Raw genomic sequence first — 14,208 nt, forward strand, 5'->3', positions numbered from 1 at the left:
GGCATTATAAACGTGGGGTGATGGCTATGTAATAGCTTTTTGGGTGCATTTCTAGATGTTGTGCCATCACTTCTCCGCAGAAGCGGGTTTATCCGACGCGGGTTTTTGATTCGGTACAAAGGCTGATCCGACGGTATAGACCTGATCCCGGAATACCCGCAGGTGCAGAATCTGGCGGTCCTGGTCGACGCGCATTTCAAAAGGGTGGTCGATGGACGCAGGCGCAAAACGGAAGGTATGCAGGCCTTTCTTCAAGCGCAGGCGGGCGACCAGCGTCTTGTCCGGCAACGCTCGCCAGGTGCGGGTGTCGGCTTCTTCGAACGGATCATGCTGAGTGACGATCAACGAGGCTTTCGCCGGGTTGCGCTCGTTTTCCTGCGCTTGGCCGATGGCGGCCATGTTGGCGCGGAACATCGCCCGCGAGATGATTTGCGGCATGTCGTCGCGCAGTGTGCGCATGGACATATCGGTCACGCTGTTGATCACTACCAACGGCTGTTTGCGACCGTCTACGGTGATATGGCTGAAGTTGGGCGTGACCGCGTCCGGCACCATCACCGGGAATGAAATGGGCGCGATGATGACCAGCGTTTCGTTCAGACGAACCGGGATCGGCACTTGCACTGAGCTGCGAGCCGGGGCCAGGCCACTCTGGATAATCAGCAACACATCGCTTTCATCGGCTTTCGCTGGCGGTTTGTCGAGATTGCGCAGGGCCTTTTGCAGCAAGGGCATATCCGGCCGCAGTTCGATCGCCTGACGATAACCGGCCGCCGCGAGGGCGCGTTCGCCGAGGGCTTCATAGGTGAATCCGGCCAGATAGTGGCTGAACGCACTCTGATAGCCGTTTTTCAGCTCAACGACCTGCGGCGCATCAAGCAAGGCGACCGGGTAGCCTTCCAGTTCCTTGTAATGGAGAACTTTGCCTTGAGCTTTTGCCTGTTCCTCGGCCGCTTCGTATTGCTTTTCACGCTGGCGGGCGATCAATGCTTCGCGTTCGTGGGTTTTCCTGATGTCTGCGCGGGCGCCGGCAAAGTCATTGACGGATAGCTGGTTCAAGGCCATTTGCGTAGTCAACATGACCTTTTCGTAATCGTAGCCTTCATAGCGCCGCAGCTTGTCGTTGACCAGCATCGTGCCCATTTCATCACCGAAACGGGCCAGTAATTTCATCGCGCCGGACGGGTTGGCTTCCTCGCGCTGGAAGATCATGCGGTCGGCATTGCGCCAGGCGTCCTGGCTGTCGGGCAGGGCACTGCCAGCGCTGAGGATCGCGCCTTTTTCCAGGTAATACAGCAGATCCTTGTCTTCCCACGGGTTGTTCATTTCCACCAGTGCCAGAGCCCCGGTCAGATTGCCCCGGGTCATTTGCTCGGTGGTCTGCTGCATTTCAAGATCGTAGTTGCGATAGGCGGCACAACCGCTCAACTGAACAGCGACGCAAAGCAGCAAAACGAACGGAAGACTCCGCATTGAGGTTGATTCCTTGCGCGCAAATGCTCTGGGGCGGGCAGTATAAAGTGGATGGTGGCAAATGGCTGCGATCTTGATCGAGCGTCAATCGGCAGCGGGCAGTGCGGCAATACTCGGCGACAAACGCTGCTGCCGTCTGCCGGGTATTTCCTGCCAATCAAAGCGAAACGCCGACAAAGCTTGAGAGAAATGTCTTCGAAGTGAACAATATGTAACTTCGCATTTCCATTTGAGATTCGTTCATGACTGCCTCGTCCCGATTGCTGGCCTGGCTGCTGTTCCCGTTATTGTCCCTGAGCAGCCTGCCGCTGCTGGCCGATACCGTGGAAGGCGCGCCGCAAGCGTTGCACCTGCTCGATTACATCAGTGCCGATTACCCGCCGACGGTCGCGGCAGGCAAAGTCATCGACGATGGCGAATACCGCGAGCAGCTGGAATTCACCCAGGTTCTGCAAGGCTTGATCACTGCATTGCCAGCCAAACCGGAAAAAGCCGCGCTGGAACAGGGCGTCGAATCTTTGCACGCCGCCATCACTGCGAAGCAGGACGGTGCTGATGTCGCCCGTCAGGCCCGACAGCTGGGGGCGAAACTGGCGGTGGCTTATGAAGTCAGCCAGGCACCGATCATCACTCCGGACCCGACACGCGGTGCGCCGCTGTATGCGCAAAATTGCTCGGTGTGCCACGGCGACACTGGTGCTGGCGACGGCCCGGCCGGTGTCGGTCTGACCCCTGAGCCAGCCAACCTGCGCGACGCTGCGCGGATGGATCACCTGAGTCTGTACGCGATCTACAGCACCCTCGGCCAGGGCGTCGAAGGCACCGACATGCCGGCGTTTGCCGATCAGCTCGATGATCGCCAGCGCTGGGATCTGGCCACCTACATCGCCGGCTTCAGTGCCGATGCGGCGGCCGCCAAGTCCGACAAGGTCTACAACATCGCTGACCTGGCCCGGCAGACCCCGGCCGAGGTGCAGGCTGCCGAGGGCGCAGAGGTCGCGGCGACGTTCCGTGCCCAGCGCGCACAACCGCCGCAGGTCAAGCGCGGGCCGGCGCAGTTGCTTGATTACACTGCCGCCACGCTGGACAAGAGCCTCGCGGCCTACCGCGCCGGGGAACATGATCAGGCCTATGACCTGTCGGTGGCGGCGTATCTGGAAGGCTTCGAACTGGTCGAAAGCTCGCTGGACAACGTCGATGCCAACGTGCGCAAGGACACCGAAAAATCGCTGATGGCGTATCGGCAGTCATTGCAGGATGGTCTGCCGGTCGAGCAGGCCGAGCAGCGTCTGGATGCGGCCAAGGCCAAGCTCAAGGAATCCGCCGGCCTGCTGGGCAGCGACGGCCTGAGCTGGTCGCTGAGCTACATCTCCGGCCTGCTGATTCTGCTGCGCGAAGGCCTGGAAGCGATTCTGGTGCTGGCGGCGATTCTTGCCTTCCTGCGTAATACCGGTCAGCAATCGGCAGTACGCAGTGTCAACGTTGGCTGGGGTTTGGCGTTGCTGGCGGGGCTGGGCACTTGGGCACTGGCGGCGTACGTCATCGACGTCAGCGGTTCGCAGCGTGAGTTGCTGGAAGGCGCCACCGCGCTGTTTGCCAGCGTCATGGTGTTGTGGCTCGGCGTGTGGATGCATGACCGCCGTCATGCGGCGGCCTGGCAGGATTACATCAAAAGCAGTCTGGTCGGCGGCGGTGGACGTTTCGGCTTTGCGATCCTGGCGTTCTTCTCGGTCTATCGCGAGTTGTTTGAAGTGATCCTGTTCTACGAAACCCTGTGGCTGCAGGCCGGTCCTGCCGGGCACAACGCCGTGCTGGCTGGCGGTGCCACGGCGCTGGTGCTGCTGGTCGGCCTGGCGTGGGTGATTCTGCGCGGCTCGGCGAAACTGCCGCTGACCTTGTTCTTCAGCATTAACGCCGCGCTGTTGTGCGCGTTGTCGGTGGTATTTGCCGGGCATGGCGTCAAGGCCTTGCAGGAAGCCGGGATCTTCGGCACACGGCCGGTCGCGTTCTTTGAATTCGACTGGCTGGGGATCCATGCCGATGCCTATTCGCTGACCGCGCAGGTGGTGGCGATTGTGGCGATTGCTGTGCTGTATGGGCGTAGTTGGGTGGCGGAGAAGCGTCGGGTTTCGGCTGCATAAAGGCATTCGCTGCGCTCATATTCGCGAGCAGGCTCGCTCCCACAGGTTCGGTATGTATCCTGTGGGAGCGAGCCTGCTCGCGAATTTTTTGGAGGCAAGAACATGCGTGTATGGATCGATGCCGACGCCTGTCCACGGGCGGCGAAGGATCTTGTAGTGAAATTCGCCCTCAAGCGCCAGTTCGAAGTGGTGCTGGTAGCCGGGCAGCCGCAGACCAAGCCGGGGCTGGCCATCGTCAAACTGATCGTGGTGCCGAGCGGGCCGGATGCGGCGGATGATTATCTGGTCGAGCACGCCGTGCCGGGCGAGCTGGTGATCTGCAGCGATATTCCGCTGGCCGATCGGCTGGTCAAGAAGGGCGTGGCGGCACTGGATCCGCGCGGCAAGGAGTTCGATGCGCAGAACATGGGCGAGCGGCTGGCGGTGCGGAATCTGTTCACCGATCTCAGGGAGCAGGGCCAGATGAGCGGCGGCCCGGCGCCGTTTGGCGAGCGCGAGAAGCAGGCGTTTGCCAATGCGCTGGATCGGATTCTCACCCGGCTCACCCGCAAGCCCTGAAAAGATCGCAGCCTGCGGCAACTCCTACAGGGGCGGTGTATGCCGCAATATCACGGCGCGACACGAAACCTGTAGGAGCTGCCGAAGGCTGCGATCTTTTGATTTCAAGCGTCGTTTTCGTGAGTCAGTTCGAGCACGCGGTCGACCAGTTTGTTGATCCCCGAAGCCGCTTCACTGATGGTCTGCGCCAGCATGTACGCCGGGGTGGTGACCAGTTTGCGCGCCTTGTCTTCGACGATTTCCGTCACGGCGCACTCTTCGTGGGTGGCGCCCATTTTGTTCATGGCCGCAGCGGTGTCGGCGTCGTTGCCGATGGTGCAAGTCACCCCCGGGCCATAGATTTTCGCCGCCAGCGCCGGTGAGATGCAGATCAGCCCGACCGGTTTGCCCGCTTCGGCAAATGCTTCGGCCAGGGCTAGCACTTCAGGTTGTACGGTGCAGCCGGCGCCTTCGATGGCGAAGTTCGACAGGTTCTTTGCCGCGCCGAAACCGCCGGGCACGATCAGTGCGTCGAAATCCTCGACATCGGCGTCGCGGATATCCTTGACGTTGCCCCGGGCAATCCGCGCCGATTCCACCAGTACGTTGCGCGATTCCGGCATTTCTTCGCCGGTCAGGTGGTTGATCACATGCAATTGCGCGATGTTTGGCGCGAAGCACTGCACCTGTGCGCCGCGCTGGTCGAGGCGCAGCAGGGTGATGACACTTTCCTGGATTTCGGCGCCGTCGTACACGCCACTGCCGGACAGGATCACTGCAACTTTTTTGCTCATGGGCTTCTCTCCAGATTCATGGCGCTCAATGTCCCTTAAATCGTCGCGCGTGGCCATAGGGGCATGGCTGGCGCGCGCGGGAACAGAGCGCTCTCTCAATGGATCGCAACGGCGGCGGGGTGTTCATTATTTGCCTGGAATGCGCGTGGCAGCCGCCAGCGAATGGCTTATTCGGCTGGCGTTTTCGGCCCGGCAGGAGGGGGCGCTTCGGCCTGGCGCAACTGCTCTGCCTCGGCGGCCTTGGCGAGCTGCTCGTCCTGATAGATTTTCTTTGCCAGTTGCGCATTCTTGAAGCGGCGCCGCAGCCACAGGCCCAGCCCGAGGATCAGCAAGGCGCCGAGCACCCATAGCTCGTACTTCTTGATGCTGCCGAGCATGCCTTCCAGCACTGCGCCGAAGTGGTAAGCCGCCGCAGCCAGTGCGGTGGCCCAGATCGCCGCGCCGATACCGTTGAGCAGCAGGTAACGTCCCGGTGGATAACCGGACAGGCCGATCGCCACCGGCATCACGGTGCGCAGGCCATAAACGAAGCGGAAGCTCAGGACCCAGATGTCCGGATGTTTGCGGATGTGCTCCAGCGCGCGGTCGCCCATCATCTGCCAGCGCGGCTTGCGCGCAAGCAATTTGCGCCCGTGCTTGCGCCCCAGGAAGTACCACAGCTGATCGCCGGCATAGCTGCCGAAGAACGCCACAACCACCACCAGGTTGATGTCCATGTATCCACGGAACGCAAGGAAGCCTGCGAGCACCAGAATGGTTTCGCCTTCGAAGAACGTGCCGAGGAACAAGGCAAAGTAGCCAAAGTCGTGCAGAAATTGTTGGAGCATTGTCTGGGTGCTGGCGAAATGAACGCGCAGCCTAACCCTTCGGGCACATTCATGAAAGTGTCCAAATGTGTCTCGACGTGAACATTTCCTACATCGACAATGGATTGCGGCTACCTGTCACAGAGCACACATAACTGTCATCTGTTAGTCATAATGGCCGTCTATAACTGTCACGCTCGCCCGTTTGCCCGGGCTCAGGAGTCTGCCGTGAGCTTTACCCCCGCCAATCGTCTGTTCCCAGCCACTCGTCTGCGTCGCAATCGTCGTGATGATTTTTCGCGGCGGCTGGTGCGTGAAAACGTATTGACGGTCGATGACCTGATCCTGCCGGTGTTCGTGCTCGACGGTGAAAACCGCCGCGAAGCCGTGGCCTCGATGCCGGGCGTCGAGCGACTGACCATTGATCTGCTGCTTGAAGAAGCGGCGAAATGGGTCGAGCTGGGCATTCCGGCGCTGGCGCTGTTCCCGGTCACGCCGCCTGAACTGAAATCCCTCGATGCTGCCGAAGCGTGGAATCCCGAAGGCATCGCCCAGCGCGCCACTCGCGCCCTGCGTGAGCGGTTCCCGGAGCTGGGCGTGATCACTGACGTGGCGCTGGACCCGTTCACCACCCACGGTCAGGACGGCATTCTCGACGAAGACGGCTACGTGCAGAACGACATCACCGTCGATGCGCTGGTGCGTCAGGCGCTGTCCCATGCTGAAGCCGGCGCGCAGGTGGTGGCGCCATCGGACATGATGGACGGCCGCATCCAGGCGATTCGTGAGGCGCTGGAAATTGCCGGTCACGTCAACGTGCGCATCATGGCCTACTCGGCCAAATACGCCAGCGCCTACTACGGCCCTTTCCGCGATGCCGTGGGTTCGGCGTCGAACCTCGGCAAGGCCAACAAGGCCTCTTATCAGATGGACCCGGCCAACAGCGACGAAGCGCTGCACGAAGTCGGTGCCGACTTGTCCGAAGGCGCGGACATGGTCATGGTCAAGCCGGGCATGCCCTACCTGGACATTCTTTTTCGCGTCAAAGATGCCTTCAAGGTGCCGACCTTCGTCTATCAGGTCAGTGGCGAATACGCCATGCACATGGCCGCTATCCAGAATGGCTGGTTGAGCGAAGCGGTGATCCTCGAGTCACTGACCGCCTTTAAACGTGCCGGTGCAGATGGCATCCTGACTTACTTTGCCGTTCGTGCCGCTCAATTGTTACGAGAGCAGAAATAGCCCTCCCAGGAACATTCCATGAATACCGAAGGACTCACTGAAGTTGCCGTAAAAGAAGCTCAGCCGGTGGTCGAGCAAATCACCGAGACCCCGCCGGAACTGGAGCCTGCGCCACCCGCGCCGGTTGCCGAAACCGCTGCGGCGGTGCCGGCGATCGCCATCCCCGGCCTGGATGACAGCAGCCTGTACATCCACCGCGAGCTTTCGCAATTGCAGTTCAACATCCGCGTGCTGGAACAGGCGCTGGACGAGTCCTACCCGTTGCTGGAGCGGCTGAAGTTCCTGCTGATCTTCTCCAGCAACCTCGACGAATTCTTCGAGATCCGCGTCGCCGGGCTGAAAAAACAGATCACCTTCGCCCGTGAACAGGCCGGTGCTGACGGCTTGCAGCCGCATCAGGCGCTGGCGCGGATCAGCGAGCTGGTCCACGGTCACGTCGACCGCCAGTACGCGATCCTTAACGATATTCTGCTGCCCGAGCTGGAAAAGCATCAGGTGCGCTTCATCCGTCGGCGCAACTGGACAACCAAGCTCAAGACTTGGGTACGCCGCTATTTCCGCGACGAGATCGCGCCGATCATCACCCCGATCGGCCTCGACCCGACGCACCCGTTTCCGCTGCTGGTGAACAAGAGCCTGAACTTCATCGTCGAGCTCGAAGGTATCGACGCCTTCGGTCGCGACTCCGGTCTGGCGATCATTCCGGCCCCGCGTCTGCTGCCCCGGATCATCAAGGTCCCGGAAGAAGTCGGCGGTGCCGGCGACAACTATGTGTTCCTGTCGTCGATGATCCACGCCCACGCCGATGACCTGTTCCAGGGCATGAAGGTCAAAGGCTGCTACCAGTTCCGTCTGACCCGAAACGCCGACCTGGCGCTCGACTCCGAAGACGTCGAAGACCTCGCCCGCGCCCTGCGTGGCGAGTTGTTCTCGCGGCGCTACGGTGACGCGGTGCGTCTGGAAGTTGCCGACACCTGCCCGAAACACCTCTCGGACTATCTGCTCAAGCAGTTCAACCTGAGCGAGACCGAGCTGTATCAGGTCAACGGCCCGGTCAACCTGACTCGCCTGTTCAGCATCACCGGTCTGGACAGCCATCCAGAGCTGCAATACACGCCGTTCACCCCGCAGATCCCGAAACTGCTGCAGAACAGCGAAAACATCTTCAGTGTGGTCAGCAAGCAGGACATCCTCTTGCTGCACCCGTTCGAGTCGTTCACGCCGGTGGTCGACCTGCTGCGTCAGGCCGCGAAAGACCCGCATGTATTGGCCGTACGGCAAACGCTGTACCGCTCCGGCGCCAACTCGGAGATCGTCGATGCGCTGGTCGACGCCGCGCGTAACGGCAAGGAGGTCACCGCCGTGATCGAGCTGCGCGCGCGCTTCGACGAAGAATCCAACCTGCAACTGGCCAGCCGTCTGCAAGCGGCGGGCGCAGTGGTGATCTACGGCGTGGTCGGCTTCAAGACCCACGCCAAGATGATGCTGATCCTGCGCCGTGAGGCTGGCGAAATCGTCCGTTATGCGCACCTCGGCACCGGCAACTATCACGCCGGCAACGCCAAGCTCTACACCGACTACAGCCTGCTCACCTCCGACGACGCCTTGTGCGAGGACGTCGGCAAACTGTTCAGCCAGTTGATCGGCATGGGCAAGACGCTGCGCATGAAAAAGCTGCTGCATGCGCCGTTCACCCTGAAGAAGGGCATGCTCGACATGATTGCCCGCGAAACCCAGTTTGCCCTCGAAGGCAAACCGGCGCACATCATCGCCAAGTTCAACTCGCTGACCGATCCGAAGATCATCCGCGCGCTGTACAAGGCCAGCCAGTCCGGCGTGCGCATCGATCTGGTGGTGCGCGGCATGTGCTGCCTGCGTCCGGGCATCGCCGGGGTCTCGCACAACATTCATGTGCGCTCGATCATTGGCCGCTTCCTTGAGCACACGCGGGTGTTCTACTTCCTCAACGGCGGCGACGAGCAGATGTTCCTCTCCAGCGCCGACTGGATGGAGCGCAACCTCGACAAGCGCGTCGAGACCTGCTTCCCGGTGGAAGGCAAGAAACTGCTGACTCGGGTCAAGAAGGAGCTGGAGCTGTACCTGACCGACAACACCCACAGCTGGAGTTTGCAGTCGGACGGCCGCTACATCCGCAACACACCCACCGGCAACCAGAACCCGCGCAGTGCCCAGGCGGCGTTGCTGGAGCGGCTGGGCAGCCCGATATTGCCGGTGAGCAGCTGAGAGCTGAAAGTCAAAAGCCCCTCACCCTAACCCTCTCCCGGAGGGAGAGGGGACTGACCGAGGTGTCTTGCGTCATACACTGACCTGAAATACCTGATCGAACTCTGGCCTCAACGCTAGTACAAATCGGCTCCCTCTCCCTCGGGAGAGGGCTGGGGTGAGGGGAGAGCTACACCGCCGCTCTCAAGCCAAACCCAATAAAAAGGCGATCCTAACGGATCGCCTTTTTTGTGCCAGCCAGTTACTCAGTGCACCGTGAGGACAATTCCAACCCGCGTCAGCCAATCCGCTTCCAGGCCGAAATCCGCCTGAGTCAGCTGATTTTCATCCAGCCAGTTCTCCGGGAATTCCACATCGAGATGGTCGCCATTGGCATGCAGCGCCACCTGCGGCATCGCCTGGGTTCCGCGAATGTGATGGAACAGAATGGCAAACCGCAGCAGCACGCACAGGCGAATCAGTTTGATGCCGTCATCGCCGAATTCGGCAAACTTGTCCTTGGGAATATTGCGCCGGTGCCCGCGCACCAATAGCGCGAGCATCTGCTGGTCTTCTCGCGAGAAGCCTGCCAGGTCGGAGTGCTCGATGAGGTAGGCGCCATGCTTGTGGTAGTGATAGTGAGCGATGTCGAGGCCGACTTCGTGGACCTTCGCCGCCCAGCCGAGCAGTTCGCGCCAGATGCCGTCATCCAGTTCCCAGTCGACAGCAACCTGATCGAACGCGTGCAGGGCCTTGCGCTCGACCCGCGCTGCCTGTTCCAGGTCGACGTGATAGCGCTCCATCAGCGAGGTCAGGGTGCGTTCGCGCACGTCTTCATGGTGATGACGGCCGAGCAGGTCGTAGAGCACGCCTTCACGCAGTGCGCCTTCGCAATGGTCCATGCGTTGCAGTTCAAGGGCGTCGAAGATCGCTTCGAGAATCGCCAGGCCCGCCGGGAAGATCGCCCGACGGTCAGGCTTGATGCCTTCGAAATCGATCTTGTCGGCGTCGCCCAGCTTGAACAATTTGCGCTTGAGCCACGCCAGGCCTTCGGCGTTGACCTCGCCGCTGCCGTGGCCGCCAGCCTTCAGGGCCAGGCCGATGGCGCGAATCGTACCGGAGGAGCCGATGGCTTCATCCCAGGTCAGGCGATGCAGGGCGTGCTCGATGCTCATGATTTCCAGGCGCGCCGCCGTGTAGGCCTGGGCGTAGCGGGCCGGGGTGATCTTGCCGTCCTTGAAATAACGCTGAGTGAAACTCACGCAGCCCATTTGCAGGCTTTCGCGCAATAAAGGCTCGAAGCGCTGGCCGATGATGAATTCGGTACTGCCGCCGCCGATGTCGGCGACCAAACGTTTGCCCGGGGTGTCGGCGAGTGTGTGCGAAACGCCGAGATAGATCAGGCGCGCTTCTTCACGGCCGGAGATGACTTCAACCGTGTGGCCGAGGATTTCCTCGGCGCGGCGGATGAACTCGCCACGGTTGCGCGCTTCACGCAGGGCGTTGGTGCCGACGATGCGCACGGCGCCGAGCGGCATACCGTTGATCAGTTGGGCAAAGCGCTTGAGGCAATCGAGGCCGCGCTGCATCGATTCTTCGTTGAGCTGGCGCGCGTCGTCGATGCCGGCGGCCAGTTGCACCTTCTCGCCGAGGCGCTCGAGGATGCGGATTTCGCCGTTCTGGGCCTTGGCCACGACCATGTGAAAGCTGTTGGAGCCCAGGTCGATTGCGGCGATCAGGGACAGATTCTTGGCTTGGGATTGCGGCATGGTCAGGGGGTCTCGGTCGATAACCCCGACATCGTGCCACGATCAAACGCTGGCGCCAACGCGCATGGTTCAAACCGTTGATTCAGCGCAGAAAGTCTGGGGATCGCGACGCGGCCATTCGCGAGCAGGCTCGCTCCCACAGGTGAACGCATTCCCATGTGGGAGCGAGCCTGCTCGCGAAGAGGGCATCACTGCTTCAGAAAATCTTCAGGCTGTCGCTTCCACCGTGCCAATAAAGTTCGTCAGCTCGGCCGTCTGCGGATTGGCAAACAACACCTTTGGATCGCCCACCTCATGCACCTTGCCATGGTGCATGAACACCAGTTTGTCGCCGACTTCCCGGGCAAAGCGCATCTCGTGGGTGACCATGATCAGCGTCATGCCTTCCTTGGCCAATTGCCGCACCACGCTGAGCACTTCATTGACCAGCTCAGGGTCCAGCGCCGAGGTGATTTCATCGCACAGCAGCACCTTCGGCGACATCGCCAAAGCCCGGGCGATCGCCACCCGTTGCTGCTGACCACCGGACAAACGGTCCGGGAAGGCATCGAATTTCTCCCCGAGCCCGACTCGCTCGAGCATTTCGCGCGCCAGTTCGGCTGCCTTGGCCTTGGGTACTTTCTGCACCACTTGCGGCGCGAGCATGACGTTTTCGCCGACGGTCAGGTGCGGGAACAGGTTGAACTGCTGGAAGACCATGCCGACCTTCTGTCGCAGGCTGCGCAGATCGGCGCGGGCGGCGTCGAGGTATTCGCCGTCGACTTCGATCACGCCGTCGTTGATCGACTCCAGGCCGTTGAGTGTGCGCAATAGAGTCGATTTGCCCGAGCCGCTGCGGCCGATGATCGCCACGACCTGGCCTTCCTCGACGCTGAGGTCGATGCCTTTGAGTACGTGGTGATCGCCGTAGTATTTATGCAGGGCGGAAATTCTAAGCAGAGGCATGCAGTCTCCTTTCCAGGTAGCGCGCACTGAGGGACAAGGGGTAGCAGAGCAGGAAGTAGCCGAGGGCGACGAGGCCGTAGACCATGAACGGTTCGAACGTGGCATTGGCGAGCATGCCGCCGGTCTTGGTCAGTTCGGTGAAGCCGATGATCGAAGTCACCGCTGTGCCTTTGACCACTTGCACCGAGAAGCCCACGGTCGGCGCCACGGCGATGCGCAGCGCTTGCGGCAGGATCACGTAGCGCAACTGCTCAAGCGGATTGAGCGCCAGGCTCGACGAGGCTTCCCACTGACCGTGGGGAATGGCCTCGACGCAACCGCGCCAGATCTCCGCCAGATAGGCGCTGGTGAACAAGGTCAAAGCGATCGCCGCGGCCATCCACGGCGAAATCTCGATCCCGGCCAGCGCCACGCCGAAGAACACCAGAAACAGTTGCATCAACAGTGGCGTGCCCTGAAACAGCTCGATCCAGGTGCGGGCGATGCTGCTTGGCAGCGTGTTCTTGGAGATGCGCATCACCAGAATCAGCAGGCCGACGAGGCCGCCGCCAATGAACGCCACCAGTGACAGCGCCAGGGTCCATTGCAGGCCGGTGAGCAGGTTGCGCAGGATGTCCCAGAAAGTGAAATCGCTCATTGGCTGCTCCTCGCAATGAACCGACGCCCGAACCAGTTGAGCAACTGGCGGATCAGCAGCGCCATGCACAGATAGATCAGGGTGGTCAGCGCATAGGTTTCAAAGGCGCGGAAGTTGCGCGACTGAATGAAGTTGGCGGCGAAGCTCAATTCTTCCGTGGCGATCTGCGAACACACCGCCGAACCGAGCATGACGATGATGATCTGGCTGCTCAGCGCCGGCCAGACCTTGCCCAGCGCGGGCAGCAGGACGACGTGGCGGAACGCTTCGAAGCGCGTCATCGCCAATGCCGCAGCCGCTTCCAGCTGCCCGCGCGGAATCGCCTGGATGCCGGCGCGGATGATCTCGGTCGAATAGGCGCCAAGGTTGATCACCATCGCCAGCACTGCCGCCTGCCACTCGGAAATCTGCACGCCGAGCGACGGCAGGCCGAAGAAGATGAAGAACAGTTGCACCAGAAACGGCGTGTTGCGGATCAACTCGACGTAGACGCCGAAGATCGCTGAGAACGGGCGGATCTGCCACGCTCGCACCAGCGCGCCGACAATGCCCACGCCGACCCCGAGCAGCGCGCCGATGGCGGTCAGCTCCAGCGTGAACAGTGCGCCGCGCAGCAGCAGGTCGGTGTTTTCCACCACCGGCATAAAATCGAACTGATAAGCCATGAACGTCTCCCGCGCAGTCGATCAGAGATCGGCCGGCAGCGGCTCTTTCAGCCAGGTCTGCGAGTTCTTTTCCAGTGCGCCGTCAGCCTTGGCGGTGTTGAGGATGTCGTTGACCTTGGCCAGCAACGCCGCTTCGTTCTTGTTCACGCCCACGTAGACCGGGGAATCCTTGAGCTTCACCTTCAGCGCCGGCACGCGCTTGGGGTTCTTCTCGCTGATGGCCACCATCACCACGTTGCCGCTGGCAATCAGATCGACCTGGCCTGCCAGATAAGCAGCGATGGTCGAGTTGTTGTCTTCGAAACGTTTGATGGTCACGCCTTCGGGGGCGACTTTGCTCAGCTCGATGTCTTCGATGGCGCCCCGGGTTACGCTGATGGTCTTGCCCTTGAGGTCGTCGAGGCTGGTGATCGCGGCGTCTGGCGGACCGAACACGGCGAGGTAGAACGGCGCATAGGCGCGGGAGAAGTCGATGACTTTCTCACGCTCGGCGTTTTTGCCGAGGCTGGAGATCACCAGATCGACTTTGCCGGTGGTGAGGAACGGGATGCGGTTGGTGCTGTTGACCGGGGTCAGTTCGAGTTTGACCTTGAGTTGGTCAGCGAGCAGCTTCGCCGTGTCGATATCCAGGCCGCGCGGCTTCATGTCCGGGCCGACCGAGCCGAACGGCGGGAAGTCCTGGGGCACGGCGACTTTCAGCGTGCCGCGTTTGACCACGTCGTCCAGACCGTCGGCGTGAGCGGGGGCCTGGCACAGCAGCAGGCCGGCAAACAGGGAAGCGAGGAGGGCGCTGTAACGCTGGGTCATGGACAATCTCCGGATCGGCGGGAAGTGGTTGCTGCGATCGGACAGAGCATGGGCCGTGCCAACAGGCGGATTTCGCCCCGGCAGGCCGCGGCATCAGCGGCTTGGTTCGGTCTTACTGGTCTGAACAGTCAACTCGGTTTTCGCACTGCGATGGCGCATCGGCAGTGCG

12 protein-coding genes are annotated in these 14,208 nt (G+C 61.3%); 4 read left to right on the forward strand and 8 right to left on the reverse strand.

Going from position 1 to position 14,208, the window contains the following annotated elements; genetic code table 11:
* Positions 1–66 precede the first annotated feature (66 nt).
* Positions 67–1,473 carry a hypothetical protein gene (locus J2Y39_RS16600; protein WP_310218800.1) on the reverse strand — a complete coding sequence of 469 codons (1,407 nt, stop codon included), beginning with the start codon at positions 1,471–1,473 and terminating at the stop codon, positions 67–69.
* Between the two features lie 242 nt (positions 1,474–1,715).
* Here J2Y39_RS16600 and J2Y39_RS16605 point away from each other — a divergent pair, with 242 nt between their 5' ends.
* Together J2Y39_RS16605 and J2Y39_RS16610 are read left to right on the forward strand one after the other, a co-directional pair.
* The gene (locus tag J2Y39_RS16605) at positions 1,716–3,614 is read left to right on the forward strand and encodes an FTR1 family protein (protein WP_310218801.1); all 1,899 of its coding nucleotides are present in this window, start codon (positions 1,716–1,718) and stop codon (positions 3,612–3,614) included.
* Between the two features lie 102 nt (positions 3,615–3,716).
* Entirely contained in the window at positions 3,717–4,172 is a 456-nt protein-coding gene (locus J2Y39_RS16610) for a YaiI/YqxD family protein (protein WP_041476910.1), read from the forward strand.
* A 104-nt stretch (positions 4,173–4,276) separates the two neighbouring features.
* Here J2Y39_RS16610 and elbB read toward each other — a convergent pair whose 3' ends face one another.
* Positions 4,277–4,945 (reverse strand): isoprenoid biosynthesis glyoxalase ElbB, encoded by a 669-nt coding sequence (gene elbB, locus J2Y39_RS16615; RefSeq protein WP_016772616.1) that lies wholly within the window; start codon positions 4,943–4,945, stop codon positions 4,277–4,279.
* A gap of 167 nt (positions 4,946–5,112) precedes the next feature.
* Positions 5,113–5,772 carry a DedA family protein gene (locus J2Y39_RS16620; RefSeq protein WP_095181269.1) on the reverse strand — a complete coding sequence of 220 codons (660 nt, stop codon included), beginning with the start codon at positions 5,770–5,772 and terminating at the stop codon, positions 5,113–5,115.
* A gap of 207 nt (positions 5,773–5,979) precedes the next feature.
* On the opposite strand from J2Y39_RS16620, the gene hemB reads away from it, so the two are divergent.
* On the forward strand, positions 5,980–6,993 hold the full coding sequence (gene hemB, locus J2Y39_RS16625) for a porphobilinogen synthase (protein WP_041476908.1): 1,014 nt from the start codon (positions 5,980–5,982) through the stop codon (positions 6,991–6,993).
* Between the two features lie 18 nt (positions 6,994–7,011).
* Entirely contained in the window at positions 7,012–9,237 is a 2,226-nt protein-coding gene (ppk1, locus tag J2Y39_RS16630; protein ID WP_310218808.1) for a polyphosphate kinase 1, read from the forward strand.
* 245 nt (positions 9,238–9,482) lie between these two features.
* On the opposite strand, the gene ppx is transcribed toward ppk1, so the two are convergent.
* From ppx to J2Y39_RS16655, 5 genes are all read right to left on the reverse strand, one after another.
* Positions 9,483–10,985: an exopolyphosphatase gene (gene ppx, locus J2Y39_RS16635; RefSeq protein WP_041476907.1), complete on the reverse strand. Its 1,503-nt coding sequence runs from the start codon at positions 10,983–10,985 to the stop codon at positions 9,483–9,485.
* A 207-nt stretch (positions 10,986–11,192) separates the two neighbouring features.
* Positions 11,193–11,930 carry an amino acid ABC transporter ATP-binding protein gene (locus tag J2Y39_RS16640; protein WP_310218810.1) on the reverse strand — a complete coding sequence of 246 codons (738 nt, stop codon included), beginning with the start codon at positions 11,928–11,930 and terminating at the stop codon, positions 11,193–11,195.
* Positions 11,917–12,567 carry an amino acid ABC transporter permease gene (locus J2Y39_RS16645; RefSeq protein WP_016772621.1) on the reverse strand — a complete coding sequence of 217 codons (651 nt, stop codon included), beginning with the start codon at positions 12,565–12,567 and terminating at the stop codon, positions 11,917–11,919. The genes J2Y39_RS16640 and J2Y39_RS16645 overlap by 14 nt, the downstream gene beginning before the upstream one ends.
* A complete protein-coding gene (locus J2Y39_RS16650; RefSeq protein ID WP_024014752.1) occupies positions 12,564–13,232 on the reverse strand; it encodes an amino acid ABC transporter permease in 669 nt (222 codons plus the stop codon). Before J2Y39_RS16650 ends, J2Y39_RS16645 begins: the two co-directional genes overlap by 4 nt.
* Before the next feature lie 21 nt (positions 13,233–13,253).
* Complete coding sequence (locus J2Y39_RS16655) at positions 13,254–14,039, reverse strand: transporter substrate-binding domain-containing protein (RefSeq protein WP_016772623.1); 786 nt, start codon at positions 14,037–14,039, stop codon at positions 13,254–13,256.
* Between the last annotated feature and the right edge of the window lie 169 nt (positions 14,040–14,208).

Source organism: Pseudomonas sp. 2957 (assembly GCF_031456345.1).
Lineage (GTDB): Bacteria > Pseudomonadota > Gammaproteobacteria > Pseudomonadales > Pseudomonadaceae > Aquipseudomonas > Aquipseudomonas siliginis.